At 38.7% G+C, this 19219-nt stretch carries 15 protein-coding genes; 7 read left to right on the forward strand and 8 right to left on the reverse strand.

What is annotated here, in order from left to right; translation table 11 throughout:
* Positions 1-159: 159 nt before the first annotated feature.
* From NE848_RS13575 to NE848_RS13585, 3 genes are all read right to left on the reverse strand, one after another.
* Positions 160-4650 (reverse strand): ATP-binding cassette domain-containing protein, encoded by a 4491-nt coding sequence (locus NE848_RS13575; protein ID WP_252114521.1) that lies wholly within the window; start codon positions 4648-4650, stop codon positions 160-162.
* Positions 4651-4837: 187 nt separating this feature from the next.
* On the reverse strand, positions 4838-5341 hold the full coding sequence (locus tag NE848_RS13580) for a DUF4494 domain-containing protein (protein WP_252114523.1): 504 nt from the start codon (positions 5339-5341) through the stop codon (positions 4838-4840).
* A gap of 181 nt (positions 5342-5522) precedes the next feature.
* On the reverse strand, positions 5523-6926 hold the full coding sequence (locus tag NE848_RS13585; RefSeq protein WP_252114525.1) for a glycosyltransferase family 2 protein: 1404 nt from the start codon (positions 6924-6926) through the stop codon (positions 5523-5525).
* Positions 6927-7328: 402 nt separating this feature from the next.
* On the opposite strand from NE848_RS13585, the gene NE848_RS13590 reads away from it, so the two are divergent.
* Both NE848_RS13590 and NE848_RS13595 read left to right on the forward strand, forming a co-directional pair.
* Complete coding sequence (locus tag NE848_RS13590; RefSeq protein WP_252114527.1) at positions 7329-7964, forward strand: superoxide dismutase family protein; 636 nt, start codon at positions 7329-7331, stop codon at positions 7962-7964.
* A 221-nt stretch (positions 7965-8185) separates the two neighbouring features.
* Positions 8186-8404 carry a hypothetical protein gene (locus NE848_RS13595; protein ID WP_252114529.1) on the forward strand — a complete coding sequence of 73 codons (219 nt, stop codon included), beginning with the start codon at positions 8186-8188 and terminating at the stop codon, positions 8402-8404.
* Between the two features lie 13 nt (positions 8405-8417).
* Here the strand turns inward: NE848_RS13595 and NE848_RS13600 are convergent, their stop codons facing one another.
* From NE848_RS13600 to NE848_RS13610, 3 genes are all read right to left on the reverse strand, one after another.
* On the reverse strand, positions 8418-9269 hold the full coding sequence (locus tag NE848_RS13600) for a universal stress protein (RefSeq protein ID WP_252114531.1): 852 nt from the start codon (positions 9267-9269) through the stop codon (positions 8418-8420).
* 92 nt (positions 9270-9361) lie between these two features.
* The gene (locus NE848_RS13605; RefSeq protein WP_252114533.1) at positions 9362-10660 is read right to left on the reverse strand and encodes a hypothetical protein; all 1299 of its coding nucleotides are present in this window, start codon (positions 10658-10660) and stop codon (positions 9362-9364) included.
* Between the two features lie 37 nt (positions 10661-10697).
* Positions 10698-12188: a flavin monoamine oxidase family protein gene (locus NE848_RS13610; RefSeq protein ID WP_252114535.1), complete on the reverse strand. Its 1491-nt coding sequence runs from the start codon at positions 12186-12188 to the stop codon at positions 10698-10700.
* 337 nt (positions 12189-12525) lie between these two features.
* Here NE848_RS13610 and NE848_RS13615 point away from each other — a divergent pair, with 337 nt between their 5' ends.
* From NE848_RS13615 to NE848_RS13630, 4 genes are all read left to right on the forward strand, one after another.
* Positions 12526-14805 (forward strand): ATP-binding protein, encoded by a 2280-nt coding sequence (locus NE848_RS13615; protein WP_252114537.1) that lies wholly within the window; start codon positions 12526-12528, stop codon positions 14803-14805.
* Positions 14806-14959: 154 nt separating this feature from the next.
* The gene (locus NE848_RS13620) at positions 14960-15454 is read left to right on the forward strand and encodes a hypothetical protein (protein WP_252114539.1); all 495 of its coding nucleotides are present in this window, start codon (positions 14960-14962) and stop codon (positions 15452-15454) included.
* 1 nt (position 15455) lies between these two features.
* Positions 15456-15830 (forward strand): hypothetical protein, encoded by a 375-nt coding sequence (locus NE848_RS13625; protein ID WP_252114541.1) that lies wholly within the window; start codon positions 15456-15458, stop codon positions 15828-15830.
* A 240-nt stretch (positions 15831-16070) separates the two neighbouring features.
* Positions 16071-17186, forward strand: a complete 1116-nt coding sequence (locus NE848_RS13630; protein WP_252114543.1) for a PAS domain-containing protein — start codon at positions 16071-16073, stop codon at positions 17184-17186.
* Positions 17187-17206: 20 nt separating this feature from the next.
* Here NE848_RS13630 and NE848_RS13635 read toward each other — a convergent pair whose 3' ends face one another.
* Positions 17207-17608 carry a response regulator gene (locus tag NE848_RS13635; RefSeq protein ID WP_252114545.1) on the reverse strand — a complete coding sequence of 134 codons (402 nt, stop codon included), beginning with the start codon at positions 17606-17608 and terminating at the stop codon, positions 17207-17209.
* A 178-nt stretch (positions 17609-17786) separates the two neighbouring features.
* Positions 17787-18470, reverse strand: a complete 684-nt coding sequence (locus tag NE848_RS13640) for an arylesterase (protein ID WP_252114547.1) — start codon at positions 18468-18470, stop codon at positions 17787-17789.
* Between the two features lie 68 nt (positions 18471-18538).
* On the opposite strand from NE848_RS13640, the gene NE848_RS13645 reads away from it, so the two are divergent.
* Complete coding sequence (locus NE848_RS13645; protein WP_252114549.1) at positions 18539-19219, forward strand: ABC transporter ATP-binding protein; 681 nt, start codon at positions 18539-18541, stop codon at positions 19217-19219.

Genomic DNA, 19219 nt, shown 5'->3' on the forward strand with positions numbered 1-19219 from the left:
TTTTTATTAATATTTAAAAGAACAGTGGACCAAGGCTTAAATTATATCTTTAAAACCTGTAAAACAATGACTTATATCATATTTTAATAAAGAAACCTAATATTTTAATATGTGTTTAGTTAGGAAGAGAGCCCCGGATAAAGAGCGAAAAAGGAGAATTTAAGTCAACACTATCCCTACACCAATTTTCTTCAGTAAATATGGATTATGATCAATGATCAGGATATCATTTTCTTTGCTGAGATCTTTGAGGATTGCATATAACAGATCTATATCGGCATAATGAAGTCCCGTACTTGGTTCATCCAGGATATACAGCATATTGCCAGCCTTCTCCTGCAGCCAGTTCAATAATAACAATCGCTGCTTTTCTCCCGAGGAAAGAGACTGGACGGGCTGATCCAGACTGAGATGCCCCAGACCGATATCCTCCAGCTGACCAAGGAGCTTTTGGACTTTCTCCGGACTACTTGTCCCGGCTAACCATTCTTTTAATTCAGTGATATTAAAACCGAGAACCTCAGCAATATTTTTGAAATTCACCTTATGCTTCAAAATGTCCCTCTTATAGCGTGAACCTTTACATACTTCACATCTTTCAATCGCATTGGCCGCTACATCCAGGCTGGTCTCAATATAGCCTTTCCCTTTGCATTCAGGGCACTGACTACTTTTACTTTTATAGGAAAAGTCTCTTGCTGTAAGACCTGTATCGTTTGCAAAGACCTTACTAATATCTTTGAGCAGGTTCAGATAAGACACCAACAATGTATTCGCATGCGATCTTAGTTTTTTAGATTCAAAATAATACGCTCCCGCATATTCCTTTGGAAACTCTATGTTTTCACAATTAACCGGCATACCAGTTTCAATACCTGGTATTAGAATCTCTTTCACCAGGGTGGTTTTCCCTATTCCAGATTTTCCGCTAATAGCAGTAATTCCACCAACAGGTACTTCTAGCCAATCTTTTACAAGGCTATATTTGGAAAGTTGACTGATGAAAATGTGCTCTGTACCTCTTTTAAATTCCAGCTCTTTAGATGGTGCCTTTAAATAAGGATGACAATCGGCCAGCTTAAGAAAATCCTGTGGACTTCCCTGGTAGGTGATATATCCTCCCAGTTTACCCGCCCGAGGTCCCAGCTCAACAAGTTCATCAGCGGCTATAATGATATCTTTGTTGTGTTCTATCACAATGACCGTATTGCCTTTTTCTATAAGTTCCTTTAGAATAATTATCAGGTCAGGGATATTGGCGCTGGATAATCCTGCTGAAGGTTCATCCAACAAATAGGTAATTCCCTTCAGCGGACTGTTCAATTGTTTGATAAGGGCTACCCGTTGGTTCTCGCCTCCGGAAAGGCTGGTTGATTTTCGGTTAAGCTGCAGGTGATCAATATGCAATTGCTTTGCCCTTTTGATGGTATTGATCAAATGAGGCTGAATCCTTGAAATAAGTTTTTGATCTATATCCCCGAGATTGCCATTAGCAGAAAGCCACTCTTCAAGAGCATTAAAATCCATAGCTTTTATTTCGTTAATGGATTTTTCGCCAATTTGAAAGCTCAGTCGTTCCGGTTTTAATCCACTTCCCTCACAATGACTACATTTTGCAGAAGAAAAAAGGGTTTTAAGCTTGTCAATATTTTTATTTTTCCGGGTCTTATAATATTCGTCCTTAAGGTAGTGGAAGAGTCCCTTCCATCTCATTTTTACTTCCTGCGTTCCTTCCCTCGTCTTCGTTTTGAATTGCCAGTCTGTTTTCCAGATCTTTTCACCGGTACCATAAAACAGAATATTCTTTTGTTCGTTGGTAAGCTCCTTAAAACTGGTTTCCAGGCTAAAGCCATGATTTTTCCCCAGCTCCTTTACGATCGCCATATATTGACTATCCCGCTGACCATAATAAGCCAGGGCTTTGTTATGCTCAAAGAGTCCGCTGTCTATACTTTTGTTCTCTTCCAAAACTATTTTATGAAGATCAGGTAGCAATTCCTCCCCCATTCCATCACATATCATGCATTTCCCCAATTCGTGATTATTGGAAAAATGACTGGCTGATAATTCTTCCCCTTCATACTGGGCCTTTCTTGAAAAGGCAAAACGTAAGATCTTGTCTATTCCAGTTTGCTTTGCAATATCTGACCTTTCGGTATAGCTTTTTTCTTTTCGTGTTACGCAAATCGTGGGACTAAGGCCTTCAATATTTTCAACTTCCAACTGAAAATTCACCCCTACCCTGGACTGCTGATAGGATGAAAACTGTTTCGACATTTCCTGTAGCCCGAAGCCATGCAGGGTGTCGATCACCAGGGACGATTTACCAGACCCGGAAATTCCGGTGATCACAGAAAGTTTGTGCCCTGGAAGATCCAGGTCCAGATCCTTAAGGTAATGAGTCCGTGCACCTTGAATAGAAATTTTATCCTTATCCTGCTTCGGTATTTCCCTGAGGTTTGATGTATGACCTTTCAGTTTATTATCCACCAGAATATCACATGATGATTGAAAAAGGGAATGGTTCTCAAAGCAAATAATACCAGCAGTTTGTTTTTTGAGTTCATGCAGAGCTTTTAACAACAGTCTCACATTCTTCTGATGCAATCCAATACTTGGTTCTTCAAGTAAAAGAAGGGTCTTTTTTGATTGTCTTGCGAAATGCTTTGTGAGTTTGATTCGTTGTGCTTCCCCTCCCGATAAGGTGTTTGAAGCCTGTCCCAGTTTTATATACCCAAGACCCAATTGCAGCATTAAAGATAGAATTTTTAATATCTGATTCTCATCGCTAAAGAAATTATAGGCCTCCTCTATGCTCAGGTTATAGATGTCTGCAATATTCTTATCTTTCCAATGCACCTGAAGAACCTCTGGTTTAAAACGCTTGCCGTTACAGCTTGGACAAAGCTTGTTTATAGTTCCCATCACATTCATGGATAAGGTAATGACACCTGCACCCTCACAGGTTTCACATCTTCCACTTTTGTTATTAAAGGAGAAAGCTCCCTTTGTTAGTTTTAAAGATTTCGCTTCTGTTGATTTAGCCAGCAGGTCGCGTATCTTATTAGCTAATCCGGTATAGGTTGCCGGGTTACTTCGTGGTGTTTTACCTATAGGCTGATCGGATACGCTGAGAAGATTTAAATTTTCCTTTTCACAATAACCGGAAATCCTTTGAACTATTTTGGACGTTTTTCTGCTAACTACGCACAGCTCTCCTAAAGCAGGTTTAAATGAATTTGTTGATTCCTTCCTAGGCTCATTATCAGGTTTGGATGTTGAATTTTGTAATTCAGCTAAAGTGGGGCTTTTCAGGTTTTCGGTATTTAAAAATTCCTGAATCGGGCCATTAAATACTACTTCTCCCCCATGTATTCCCGCTTCAGGACCTAATTCCACTATCCAGTCTGCAGAACGGATAAAGTTAAGATCGTGTTCCACCACCATCACAGTATTTCCCCGACTTATGATGCGATCGAAAATATGTCGTAAATAAAGCTGGTAATCTTCAGGCAGACCAATAGAAGGTTCATCGAACACATACAGAATGCCCTGCAGGTTACTATTAACCTGGTTGATCAGTTTGATCCGTTGGGCGTCACCGGAAGAAATATCCGCACTGGGAGTGCTTAAGCTATAATCCTCCATTCCCAGTCGAATGAGATCAAACAACTGCGTACTGATCTTATCTACCAATACTTTTTCTCCATTGGATAACTCCTCTGCTATCAGTCGATCATATAACTCCTTTAAGGGGAGTTCCATCCATTCATGGAAGTTCAGGCTCTTCCACTTATATTTCAGGTGTTCGGCTTTGATCCGTGCGCCCTCACAACTGGGACAAATCCTGGAACTAACAAATTTTAAGATATTCTTATTCCGGTCCCTTTTTAGAATATCATTCATAACAGGGAGCATCCCTTTATAGAACCCCTCTTCACGTGGCTTTGCCTTAAGGCCTTCCCATCTTAGGCGGGACTCTAAACTATGTTTACCATAAAACACCTTGATACGATCACTTCCATTAAGTATCACATCCTTTTGTTCATATGATAAGTCCTTCCATGGAATGTCTACGTTAAATCCATGTGCCTCACATACTTTATTCAGTTCCTCCACGGTCACCTGGGAATAGGTGATATAACCGTTGGGGAGGGTAGTAACAATAGCCCCCTCTCTTAGGCTTTTATTCTCGTCACCTATCAGCTTGTCTATGTCGATATATTCCGCTTTCCCGATCCCGTTACAGTGCTCGCAGGCGCCTTTGGGATGGTTAAAAGAAAACAGCGATTTGCTCATGATCCCGGTATCACTATAACGTGCAAATAATATCCTGAAGATAGCCGCCAGTTCAGAAAGGGTCCCGAAAGTAGAATTAATCGACTGAAAGCGTTTGGACTGTTCAACTTTAATTACCGGAGGCAGTCCTTCTATATCGTCTACTTCAGCGGTGGGTATGGATTGTGCATTTTGTTGATTATAAGCTGGGAGGCTCTCCAAAAAATACCGGTATCCTTCATTCGCTATAACATCCATAGCCAGTGATGACTTCCCTGAACCTGATAAGCCAGTAACCACTATCAGCTGATTTTCAGGTATGTTCAGATCAATATTTTTAAGGTTATTCTGGTGAGCATTGATAATTCGCATACAGGGCCGACTTTCTTTTATGGAAAAATAAAGATAGAAAGATTATTATGTCTTACTACCTCATGGGATTCTCGATATTTCTTACAAATTGTAGCAGTAAGCAGTACCACAAATTCTTAAAATAAAAAACCACCTCTAATGATGTTCGAGGTGGTTCTTTTAAATTCGAAATTCAGGTCAATTTTACCTACACCATTTCACTTTCTTCAACCTCTTCTTCCTTCTTTTCTACACGGGCTTCCACATCATTTTCTTCCTCTCCATCAAAATATGGGAATACATCTACGATAGTCGATTCGGTAATGGCAGGTATAGTATAATCTCCCATGGTATTCTGCATAGCCTGGTTTGTATTCTCAAAAGCCTCCTTTACGTCGTTAGCCTGAATAAGCAAATACATATTCGACTTCTTCTCCTTTCCGCTTTCGTCATCGTAGGCAACAAGAGAGGTCTTAACTTTGAACCAGCGATCTGAATTCTCAAAAGGATGTACCTCGGCTAAATTGGCAAGTTTGATATTCTTGATCAAAAACTCTTCACTGGTATACGCCTTCATTTCTTCGGTTATTCTGGTTTCGGCCTCGGTATAGGACACCGCATCCAGTAAATAGGTCTCGGTAACTACCTTTGAGTCGCCTGTTTCATGGACTTTTCTATATTTTACTTTGCATTCGTACCAGGTAATACTCATATCTTTTATTTTTTTAGGGAGGCAAATATAGATGTTCGAATACAGGTTGAAATACAAATTCATCATGAGATATTCACAAATTTTAATTTGTACTATCCCTTCCAGATATACGTGGCCTTGTACTGAAAGAATAAAAAAGGGAGCTTAAAGCCCCCTTTAATATTTCTGATTTTCCGGCCGTTTACCTTGTTAGCCACCCCCTTCTGCTCGCGGTTGCGATCGCATACGGAGTGATCCAGAACAGGCCGAATGTATAAAGTATACTGTATGAATAGGCCCATAAGGATTCTGAAAACTTATAACGTTTTGAATAAAAGATTACCGGGAAACTCGATAATATCAGAATACTCAGTAAGGTAGAGCTCACAAACAGTATCGGATGGGTAACTATGAAGAACAGCATGAACAATAAAAAAGGATAACTCATAATTAGTTTAATGATCTGGTTTAAAAACAGCAATCTTGTACCCACTTTGGATCCTTCACGGAAATCGGTGAATACATACTTTGCCATTGCAAGATTCTCGCGAACATTGCTTCGCCCCCACCTGATGAACATCTTAGAAAGTCCTCTGTACTTTTCTGGAACATTAGTAAAGGCATAGGCATTCCTTTGGAAAAGGACATGATATCCTCTTTTTAGTATCATATTGGTCATCGCCCTATCCTCTCCAATATCAGATGGCTGTCCCATAAATGTTTGATTGATCCATTCTGGTAAGCATTCATAAACGGCTTTTCCCCTGTATGCCGCCAGAGCACCCGGGGTACAAAGAACAGATTCTAGTTTACTTTCTGCCGAGCGGACAAATTCAAAACTAAGTACAAAACTCACATCCAGCATTTTAGGAAGTAAAGCCTTTTTCCCATTATTCAGCACTCTAATATTTCCGGCTACAGCTCCACATTTTTCGTTAACAACAAAAGGGCTAACCAGGTTTCTCAAGGTATCCCTGTTAACAATAGAATCACTGTCTACGGTCACAAATATTTCACCTGTCCCAAGCTTGAAGCCCCTGTATAATGCATGCCTCTTTCCTTTATTTTCTGGTTGCTGATAGATAGACAATCTATCTCCAAGTTCATCTTTAGCTTTCTGCATCCAGCTCCAGGTATCATCTTTACTTCCATCATCGATGGCAAGTAATTGTAAATTCTCTTCCGGATAGTCGCTCTCTGCCAGACTTATTAAGGTAGAATATACCTGCTTACCTTCGTTGTATGCAGGTACAATTACCGTACAGGTTGGCAACAAATCATCGGTTACTGACTTTACCGGTTTGTATCTCCAGTACAGATATAGATTATAGATAAAGAAACCTGCCTTAAAAATAAAAAGACTGGTGGCTACCATAAAAAATATAAATCCCCAGTCAGAATCCAGCCTTTCAAGATTATACTGTGTGAAGTCATTTTGAAGTATATAAACCAGGTAGGCAGCGGTTAATAACAACATAAAACTTGTTGCTCTTACCAGGACCCCTTTGGTATTACTTTCGGGTACAGAATTCTCAACCCTATTTGCCTTATAAGAAGATTCTTTACCGAATCCTGAATTTTTTAATGTTCCTGTTTCTCTTTTCATTTTTACAATTTTGTTTTTGGTTAGTTTTTAAATGGAGCAATTCAGCTACCCATCCAGAATTCGGGAATTAGCAATTCACATGCCAATACATATATACCTGCATTTCAACCTTTTATACACATAGATTAAAGAGAAATGTGGTGAAATACCACAGTTTTTACCAAGGTTTACACAGTATTTCAACTATAAGGCACTCTTAGATTCCTAAGAAAGTGACAGGAAGGGCCTTTTCTTTCCGCATATTGACAAAAAACCATGTACAAGCACCCTGACAGCAAAAAAAACTGACATCCAAATCATTTAAAATTCGACCACCCCATCTATTTAACTGAATATTAACAACTTACGCAAAACCAACCTTCTAAGATGTGCGTAAGTATTTGTGAACTAAAAAATTTAATTATGAAGACATTTAAGATTTTTAATGCATTCCTATTATCATCAATTTTAATGATGGCGTTAGGCTGCTCAAAAGAAGAACCGGTAACCAGTGATCTACGAACGGCCGATGCGCATATTTCACCAGATGAAATGGCTAACAACGGAGCCAAGGCAAAAATGTATACTGTTGAATTTGGATCGCTGAATAATTCCGGTGTTTCGGGTACGGCAGAACTAAGCCTGGCAGGAAGTACCTTAAGGGTTAGTATCACAGCCACAGGCCTCGAGCCGGAAATGCTTCACCCGCAACATATTCATGGATTTGCTGATGATAAACGCAACTCTACCTGCCCTCCAGAATCTGCCGATACCAGCGGAGACGGCCTTATAAGTGTAGGAGAAGGTGCTCCTTTTTATGGTGGCATTCAGCTTCCACTGATTATGGATCCTGAAAATGAGCTTTCTTTTCCCGTGGCTGATGCAGAGGGTAATATTAATTTTACAATGACCTATGAGTATGAAGATGGTATTGATAGCGATATTACTCCTCTCCAAAACCGAGCTATTGTCCTGCATGGAATGAGCGTAGAGGGAGAATATATATTAACCCTTCCGGTAGCCTGTGGACAGATTCAGCCAAAACAGGGAGCTAATTAGAAATGTATCCGGTATTTGCTAAAGTTTAGAGGCTGTCTAAAAAGTCTGAAAAGGGTCATCCTGAATTTATTTCAGCTTGACGAAATAAGGACTTTTTAGGCAGCCTCTTTCTATTATTCATCCGACTTCCCATTCTCTTAAAGTCATTATAAATTTCTATTCAGAGAAAAGGGATTACTTAACTTTGTGGCACTTCATTTAAAGCTAATACAGATAAGATTATGAAACTCATCAATCTATCTAAAAAAGGCGATATGTATAGCGTCAAGGCACAAACTTCCTTTAAATTGTTTGGGTTTAATGTTAGCCATACAGTTCAGGAATTTGTAAGGCCTTTTTCAGAAGATAACTGGTATGATCTTGAAGGAAGGAAAGTTTCAGAAAAAAAAGCGCATATTCTTGATAAATGGCTTAGAGATCACCAAAGATTCATCGAATAAATCGATGTGAACCTTAACTCATTTCCTTGAGAATAAGAATGGGAACATTAGTATTGAAATCGACTTCCTCTATAACCGCCTGGTTAAAGAGTTTAGAAAAGAATCCCTGCTTTCGCTTGTAAAGAGCCAATAGGTCACTTTCCCGGCTTTCAATAAAAAGATGCACACCTGTAGTAACATTGGTTTTTGTAAGTATGTGAAAACTATGATCAATATCTGAAAGTAAGGAAGCCAGGTTTTCTTTTTGAAGCTCCTGCTCCTCGGTCATTTCTTTATTATCTGTATTTATATAAAGCACTCTAACAGCGGCATTCAAAAAACTTGAAAGATCAACCAAAGCTGTAAGTTCTCTCATTTTAAACCCATTCCTGAAATTAGTGGGAAAGACTATTTCTCTTTCCTCATTACCGCTCAACTGAATAGTTTCGGGAATAACAAGAACAGGACAATTCTCTAATTTTTCAATAACCCTGGAAATATTATTATCATAAGCTGAATGAATAGCTGCATTATCCCCAGGCGCTCCCATTAAGATAAGATCTATCCCATGAGTATCAACCGCCTCCTGTAATCCCTCAGTAAGACTGCCCTGGTAGGAAATAGTCTGAAACTGATGACGCGGATTCTCTTTCCTGAAACTTAATCCTTTTAATTGTTTATCCAGACCGTGTTCTGATTTCTCTTTTGCCGTTTCCCCTACACTTTCCTTTAGCAAGGAAATATTCTCACCAAGAAAATTCTGGGAATGAAATGAGTGGAACAGGAAAAAAGTACAGGCCTGATGCTTATATACAGCTAACCCATACATAAGTGCATTCCAGGCATATTTAGAGAAATTAGTAGGAATAAGGATCTTTTTTTCCATTGTTTTAAACTTCCGGTTCAGAGATTCAATTTAATAAATATACTGAACCCCGAAGTCAGGAATAAAAAATAATATATAGACACCTGATTAATCTATTCTGCCTGGAAAACATATGCTTCTCCATTTTTCCAGTGTGGAGAACTTTCAGACTGAGCTGTACATCGCATGATATAGGACCCGGGTAATAACTCTACTGTAAACTCGCTGGTACCTCCTGCCGTAAAATAATCAGCTTCAACGGGGAAATAGATCGGACTTCCCAGAATGGGATCAAAAGGAACTTTAAGGGCTCTCCTTTCTTTTGCATCAGCGGAATCATATGTTTTCCAGTAATCCCAATTTTTTTGTTCATACTCTTCAAGATCAGTTAAAACCTCTCCGGGTTTCATATGAAAGATTTCCAGGGCATGTATTCCTTCCTCGATATGAAGATCAAATTTCGTTAAACCTGATTTGATCTTCTTTGAAAATGACAAATTATTATTGGCTATGAAAACTTCAACTTTTTGAGAAATAGTATCGCTGGAAGAGCTTAGTTCACTTAGCGCTCCCTCTTCAGATATCTCAAACGGAAGCTCCATTCCCCATGGAGAATAAATGGATGACATAAGAACGTATTTTCCCGGATCGAATTTCAAGGAGATATAAGAAGTTCTACCTGTCTCGGCTCTTTCGGCCCCACCAATAAAGTTTGCCTTGGTGGGATCTTTAAAATCGTAGAAATAATCATAAGCTTCCTTGAAAGAGCTTGAGTCACTCAGTCTTAAAATTTGTATATCCATGGGGAAATCGAGATGTTCCACCTTAAGGGTCCTTTTACTACCATTTTTAAAAAGATCAGCCTTAATCTCATAATTTGTCAAATTCAGAATGCCATCAGCTACAGGCTTCGAAGCACCAGAAGGCTGTTTGCTTACCTTAAAGTAACGCATCATTCCCAATTCAGTATGAATCTTACCATCTTCAGTTTTGGCATGACATCCAATGTAATAATGTCCAGGCTCAAGATAGATTGTAGTTTCACTCAAATGCCCCGAAGAATGTATCCCAGGGCCTCCCATAAGATCTGCGTAGGGCAATTTCGGTCCCTCCTGAATTTCTTGTTTAAAAGCTTCCACCGCAATGGAGTCAGGCTTTCGTCCTACCATTGCAAAATGGGTCTCCTTTCCCATATTCTTCATTCTGAAGGTCACCCAACCTGACATAATTTCATCGGGCATTCCAAATGCGTAGTCGATGGCCTTTACATCTATAATATACTGGCTAGTATCATTTAAGGTTTTATTCTGAGTTGTGTTTTTCTCTTTATCTCCCTGCTCACCTCTACATGAACTTAAAAAAATGACAAGAAAAAAAGGATAAAGAAAACGACAGAAAGTAATCCTTCGCATTATTTTTAAAATCATAATCAAAAAATTGACTGGTCATTTAAACATTCTCATGAATTTCTTTGGCAGCTCTTACTCCAGACCTTAAAGCGCCTTCCATGGTACTGCGTAAGATGCTGGTATGCTCTCCTGCAAAGTGAATATTTCCATGCGGTTCCTGAAGATTTCTCAAATGGCTGGTTACATCACCTGGCGCCGGCCAACTTGGACCTCCCAATGCGTAAGGATCTGTACTCCATCCCTTAACATGGCCTTTCATAAAATGTTCACCTATATCCGGGTAAAGCTTTTTCATTTCACTTTTCATCCTGGTAATTGTCTTCTCTTTATCCTGACTTTCTAACCTGGGAGCTGAAGGTCCCGCTACTATGCTTTCCAGAATTGCCGGCTTATCTGAAATACCATTAGAATTAACAATGGGAGTTATATTTCCTACCGGTAGATCTGTAAAAGCCATACCTGAAACATTATTCTCCATCCAGAACGGACTGTCTACCTGAACATATGTTCTAGTAAGATTTATTACAGGTATATCCTTAATCGCTTTTTTCTTTTCTGGTGATAATGAAGGCTTAAAGTCTATGTTCTCAAGTACCTTTAAAGGAAATGTTGCGACCACCTTGTCGGCTGTAAAATCTTTTATTCTTCCATCCTGTCTTGCAGAAACAATTACTTTATTGCCATCGTCATATATTTTACTAACAACCGTATTGTAATTGATATTATCTTTCATACTTTTTGCCAATTCCCGTGGCAGAGAATCATTGCCTCCCTTCAGAATGAACGGGGTTCCTCCCATAAATAGTCCGCTGTCTGAAACTGCCATCGACAGTCCGGACGTACTGCCTGGTACTTCGGCAAACCATTGGGTGTTTTTGATCAGCTTTACAGCTCCCTCACTTGCCCCCTGCTTTTTAAGATATTCTTCAAGGCTAATCTGATCTAAATGTATCAAAGGAGCTTTGTCCCACATATGAGGCATGCCAATCTCATTAGGAAGTGTATTTAAGATATATTTCTGAACCAGTCCCATAGGGCCAAGTTCCTGCTCTTCAGCAGTAAGATTATATGGCCAGTTAACAGTTTCCCCCGGTTTTACATTAATAATATTTCCATTAAGATGATATGTAATAGCAGTATCGGGAAATGCCAGAGGAATCTTTTCAAGACCGAATTCATTTATAAACTTTAAAGCATGGGTATAGGAACTTGAATATGCTGCCGCTCCTTCTTCAGCATACAAGCCATCCGCAAAAGGCTCCCTGATCGTAGAAACCCTGCCTCCTGGCCGGCTACGCGCTTCGATGAGGGTAACCTGATGGCCGGAATTTTTAAGTTCCCAGGCAGCAGCGAGCCCTGAAAGCCCTGCGCCTATTACCAGTACTTTTTTTGGATTAAGTGTGGTTCCTTCAACGAAGTTAGCTGACAGCATATTTGGAAAAAACACCCCTGTTCCTAAGGCTCCCAATCCGAGGCTAAACTGTTTAACAAAATCTTTTCTAGAAATTCCGCTTTGTTCATTTCCTTTCATATTATGAAAATTTAGTTGGTTACGGTTTTTATGTAGGGGAAATCAAGATTAGCAGGGCTGAAGAAAAACTAATTCTTCCAGTGTCTTGAGGGTTTATTAATATACTAAAAAAAGATAAGTAGATAAAGTGGGGTTTCTGGAATTGGCTTATCGATTAAAAAATGATAACAATTAAAAGAGATCGACAAAATGAACGTAATCCATCCTAATGTTAACGTTTTTAACATTGATCGATTTTTTCTTTAACATTTTTTTGTAAATTGTTTGATTAAACCTAACACTACAGAAGCAGGTTTAGGAGCACTTTAAAAAGTTCCGTACACCTCAAAGAACGCATATGTTGTATAATACAGCTTCAGGAACCGTACTACCATTACGACGTTATGAATTTTTAGTTGTTCAGACGGCTGATAAGGAAATAAGATATATCAATCCTGTTCTGGAAGATTATTGCGGACTAAAAGACATGTCCTTAAGGGAAAATACAGATATTCTAAAAGAGATCATTCATCCAGATGATTATCCTGTTTATCTGGAACATTTAAACTCACTAACCGCTAATTCCTGTAAGAAGGATAAAGTAATTTCTGTCAGGATAAAGAAAAAGGATGGTTCCTGGGTTTCTTTTTGTTTTAATGACCGATTATATAACTGGAATATGGATGGTAATCAGCTTATTTTGAGTCTGGTATACCCCTCAGAAAGTAGTGATGAGATGGCCACAAAGCAGTTAGCTAATAACGAGTACCGGCATTTGCTACAAGCTTTAGACGAGGCCTTCTGTATAATTGAAATGATCTTTGATGAAGATGGACATCCCGTGGATTATCTGTTCCAGGAGATCAATCCGGCCTTTGAAAAACAGATAGACCTTAAGAATGTTACTGGAAAGACTATGCGGGAGCTTATTCCCGATCATGAGGAACATTGGTTTCAAACATATGGGAAAGTAGCCCTGACTGGTGAACCCATTCGATTTCAATTTAAAGCAGGAAAAATAAATAATTCCTGGCTAGACCTTTATGCTTTCCGGCTTGGAGATCATAATAGTCGGCGGGTAGCAGTGCTCTTCCATAATATTACCGACCATAAGCTCGCCGAAGAACAAATGAAGCTGGCCAAAGAAGAGCTGGAACAGAATGCCAGGAAACGTCAGGAAGAACTTAGGGAGAGCAATATTCTTCTACAGACTGTCTTTGAAACTACTAACAGGGCAGTAGCCGTGTTCAGAGTTTTATATGATGAATCGGGCGAAATAATCGACTTTAGGTTTATAAAGGCTAACAAAATACTGCTGGAGATGTACAAGGGCCAAAATATTCTTGGAAAGACTTACCTGGAAACTTCAAAACATGCAGTTAAAATGGATGTCTATAATGAACTTAAAAAAGCTGTAAAAGAAGGTAATACATTTGATAAGGAAATTTATTTCGATAAAGATGGTTATAACCATTGGTTCCGCGTGACTGGTCGCCCGCAAAAGGATTTGCTTATCGCTACTCTAGAAGATATTACTGAACGCAAAGTAAAAGATCAGGAATTAAAAGATACTATCAGGTTTAAAAAACAACTGGTGCGTACATCACCTGAGACGATCGTGATTCTGAATCTTAACGAGCAAAATGTTCGCTATATCAATAAGGATATTTATCCGGAAGAAGGACTAACACGCAAGAGAATATTAGGAACGCCCATCGTTGAAATTATCCCTTATGTACATCCAAGAGACCGGGAAAGAGTTATGGAATTCCATAAGAAAATATTGAAATCGGCAGATGATGACATTCACGATATTGAAGTAAGACTTCAGTTAAAGCCCAATAGATGGGAGTGGTTTAGTGTTAGAGGAAAAGTATTCCATAGAAGGGATGAATTATGGGTAGATGAATATGTTCTTCTTGTTAGAAACATTAATCAACAAAAGGAAACTCAAAAGGCGCTTATAAATGCCGAAAAATTTTCTATTATGGGTGATATGGCCAGAACTCTGGCACATGAACTTAGAAACCCAATTACCAGTATTGGTATGGCGACTGAAGTATTGAGCAAAAAATTTCCTGACAGTCAGAAAAATGGCTCTCTAAAATATTTCAACATCCTTAACAACAGCACCAAGACCTTGAATGATCTGGTGAGTAATTTGTTAAACTCAGCCAATTACAATCAAACCGTTCTCAAAAAACAGGACCTTACAGAGATTCTGGAAAGCACTCTGAAAAAGGCATCAGACCGTATCTATCTAGCCGGGATCGATATTCAAAAGGATTATAAAGGTTCTCATTATGTGCTTGCCGACAGGGAAAAACTTGAAATAGCACTTCTCAATATAATTGTAAATGCCAGTGAGGCTACTGTTCCAGACGAAGGAGTGATTTCTATTGAAATAAAAGAAGAGGAAAAAGATATCATGCTCCGAATTTCAGACAATGGGCACGGTTTGGAAAAAGAGGAGATGGAGCGGCTGTTCGATGCATTCTATACCACCAAAAAGACCGGTGTTGGAGTAGGGCTTAATTCGGTAAAAAATATTCTGGAAGAACACGATTCCAGAATTGAAGTAGCCAGTGAACCTAACCAGGGAACCTGTTTCAGGATTTATTTTCCAAAACTGAACTAGGGCCATAAAAGCTTTGCAACATCTCTTTCGATTAAATTCTTGATTCCTAAAGTTTTTTCTGATTTTTGCGAAAATTTTTCTGAAAGCCGGATCATTGCAAAAAGCCCTTCAAAAAATAACATTTCTCCTTATCATACTTCTCCATTTGTGTTTTTTGCTGGGGATATTAGTTGATAATACTGATGAACTTTTCCTTATTCTAAGCCTGATTCCTATAACCGGGCTCCTGGCATTCTTTTATGTTAAAACAGAAAAATCATTTCCGGCTTCCATTCGCAAAAAAGATACAATAAGCGTTGCTGCATCTGTTCTGGGCGCACTGCTCACCTATTTTCTAAACCTGGAGTTTGATCTGGGAGGTGTACTGGCAGCCGGAATCGTAGGATTAACCGGTGCAATGCTTCCTTACATAAATAAGCAATCAGGACTGCTTAAAGAAATTCCTGTGGCTATGTACTGTGGCTCTTTTGTGGGCATGACGACACCTGGTATTGCTAACGGATATCTTTTTATTTTGTATGCCGGCCTGCTCACCGGAATGTTGCTGGTGCTGGCTAAAAATATACTTACTGGCTACGGAGGTAAACTGGGTACCATTGCCTTTGGAGGAGTTTCAATTGTTTATTCGGTTATTTACTTATTCACCTAATATGAATATTGCCATTCTCATACTTGCCGGATCTTTAAGCGCTATTAGCACCTTTATCCTGAATAACCATCTTAAACTGGGAGGAGTAATGGCTTCAGCCGGGATATCAGTACTAGCAGGACTCTTTTTTCATTTATTTCCAGACCTGCTCAATCCATTTCTCAGCAGTAATTTACCACTGGTGATCATGGGATCTTCTTTTATTGGAATGGCTTCTCAAAAAGTCGTGCCCTATTTTCGCATCATCTCTATTGCCGGAATTCTATTTTCAATAATCTATTTAATTACCGGTTCCTTTTTTGAAGGTTTTGGCGGTAGCCTTGGAACAACTGCGGCAATATCATTGTTATCCATTTATCATTTCAAAAGATTTTAATTGGACATATTTCAGCATCTTTATTTTAAATACAGGATTGTAAAAATATCATTCTGGAAACAGGTTAAAAGACTCTTATCCAAATAAGTGTTAATTGAATTCTCAGTATTTTCCAATTAAAATCCAACATTCTCAGTTGGCATAAACAAAACATAAATATTTGGTTTTAATATCCTCACAGGGGGTTTTAAACAATTTGTTTTATTAAATTTATAACCCTTGAATCTAAAAAAACCAACCATGAATGAAGCTAAAAGGCTGGAGGAACTCTATAATTATCAGATTCTAGACTCCTGTCCCGAACAAAAACTCACCGATATAGCCATGATAGCTTCCTCCATGGTAGATATGCCGATTAGCCAGATCACCTTTATTGATAAAGAGAGACAATGGTATAAAGTGAATCTGGGGCTGGATGCATCAGAGATACCCAGGGAGTTTGCTTTCTGTCAGCACGCTTTAAACAATCCAAAAGAATTACTGATTGTTGACGATCCTGAAAATGACGAGCGCTTCAAGGATAATCCGTTGGTAAAGGATGAACCCAATATAAGGTTCTATGCAGGCGCCCCGCTTGAATCAGAAAATGGGTATGTATTAGGAACATTATGTGTTGTGGATACAAAACGGAGAAAACTAAATAAAAACCAAAAAAGATCTTTAAAACTTCTGGCAAAACAGGTAATGGATTACCTGAATATGAGAAAGACCCTTATCATCCAAAACCAGAATATTCAAATAGGAGCCTTAAAGTTAGTTAAACTAACCAATGCAGCTCCCGGTACAATTTTCCAGCTTGAACATAATATTGATAATGCCAGATCATTCATTTTCTTAAGTGAAGGGATCAAAAAAATGTTTCCTTTTCTTAATCCTAAAAAATTAAGCAGGGAACCTGAATTACTATTTAATCATGTTCATAAAGACGACCAGTCAATTATAATTAAGACTTACTATCGTGCACTTTCTGAACTCAAGATATGGGAATGTCAGTTTAGAATTCTTCGCAAGGATGGTTCCTTTAGATGGTATTATGGAAGGGCTAAACCGGAAAAAATGGAAAATGGAAATATCATCTGGAGTGGAACTTTTCAGGATATTCACCAAAGCAAGGAATACCAGCAAGCCCTGGAAGATATATCATTTGACATTTCACATGTATTACGTAAACCGGTCACAAATATGTTAAGTATCACCTCCTTAATCGAGGAGGATCGCATAAATGAAGAAACCCTGAAACGATACGCCAGGCTAATTAATATAATAGCCGAAGAACTTGATAATTTCACCAGAAACTTAAACGGTATCTATCAGGAGAAAAGGCTAAATATGAAGATACAGAAAGAAGTGAATTGAAATATTGAATAGAGATTTCCTTATGATAACTGTATTTCAGTATCTAAAATTTTCTCGATCTCAATTGCTTTTAAAGGTTTTGTAATAAATCCCTTAACCTGCTTGTAAGACATGGATTTTTCAAAATCATCTTGTGCTATCGATGATGTAACTATAATGACATCCAGATTTGAAGTATCAAAATATTGCAATTTATCTAACAACTCAAAACCATTCATTTCAGGCATGTTTAGATCCAGCAATAGCAACAAGCTTTCCCCTTTATTCAATGAATCTTCAAGACAGCTTAAAGCTTCTCCGGGATCAACAAATGCTTGGATGTTTCCATTTACCCCATGGTTCTCAAGAACATTAAGGTTTAATAAATTGGTAATTTTATCATCATCTATAAGAAATATAGATTCATACTTTTTTGCTGCCATAAAAAGTCAACTCTTTTTCGCAATATTTTTCTTAAAGTTAATGTTAAAATTTTAATTTACTGCTAAATCCCATGAGACAATAGCCACGGATTGACTTAAGAAGGCACTTAAATTATAAATGAATCGATTAAAACCTCAAAGAGTTAGGGAGTTATGTCTAAACACTAGCCTTCTTTATTTACCTGATTAGTGCTGGTTTAAGGGTTTCCCAAACGTTGCCAGCTACTATCTTCTGCCCTTCCACAGTTGGATGAATACCATCACCCTGGTTCAATTCAGGAATACCCGCAACACCCTCAAGTAAAAAAGGAATTAGCAGGATATCATTTTCTTTGGCAAGTTCAGGAAAGATATTTCGGAATTCTGAAGTGTACTCCGTTCCCATATTGGGTGGGATCTGCATTCCCGCCAGGACAATCTCTGCCTCCGGATTCTTTTCTTTCACAGTATCTATGATTTCCTGAAGGTTCCTCCGGGTTTCTTCAAGAGGAATTCCACGAAGGCCGTCATTAGCTCCAAGTTCAAGTACAAAAACATCTACCTCCTGATTTAACACCCACTCTACTCTGTTCTTTCCGCTGGCAGTTGTCTCCCCGCTGAGTCCGGCATTCACCACTTCATAATTAAGATCAAGAGAATCAATTTTATTCTGAATAAGGGCAGGAAAAGCTTCATCAGGTTCAAGCCCGTATCCTGCTGTTAAGCTATTTCCAAAGAACAGAATAACTCTCCTGTCCTCTTCCCGGGCTTTCTCTTCAATAACATTTTCTTCACCGCTCTTCTCTTCTTTCTTTTTTTCAGCGTTTCCGCAAGAAGAAAGAAAAACCAGAAGTAAAGACCAAACAATTAATAAGCTTCTCATAACACAGGTAATTAAATCAAAATCATTTCATTATTTTGTTGCATCCAAATATCAAACTATAACGAAAGATGGCAAAGATATTAAACGTACAAAACTTAAAGAAAAGCTATTCAAGCGGTTCAAAAAAGTTAACTGTGCTGCATGATATAAGTTTTGATATTGAAGAAAAAGAAACCTTTGCCATTGTTGGCCCGTCGGGTAGTGGAAAAACCACCTTACTTGGTTTATGTGCAGGCCTTGATGAAGCAGATTCAGGAACTATCGAATTATGTGGAACCAGGCTTAATGATCTTAACGAAGACCAGAGAGCGCTTTTAAGAAACAGGAACGTAGGCTTTGTTTTTCAGGATTTTCAATTGATCCCTACCCTCACCGCCCTGGAAAATGTGGCAGTACCTCTGGAATTACGTGGAGATAAAGAAGCGGTTAAAATTGGAAAAGAACTATTGGTAAAAGTTGGTCTTGGTGATCGTTTTGACCATTATCCCTCACAGCTCTCGGGAGGAGAACAGCAACGGGTGGCCCTGGCAAGAGCTTTCAGCAACAAGCCCTCCATTCTTTTTGCAGATGAACCCACCGGAAACCTTGATGAAGAGACCGGTAAGAAAGTGGTGGATCTGCTTATTGAGCTTAATAAAGAATCGGGTACAACCCTGGTGATCGTAACCCACGACCTTGAACTGGCTCAAAAAACACAGCGTATACTTAAACTGAAAGGAGGAAAGATCCTTGAAACCCAGATTGTATAG

This window comes from Gramella jeungdoensis (assembly GCF_023805255.1).
In the GTDB taxonomy this organism is placed as follows: domain Bacteria; phylum Bacteroidota; class Bacteroidia; order Flavobacteriales; family Flavobacteriaceae; genus Christiangramia; species Christiangramia jeungdoensis.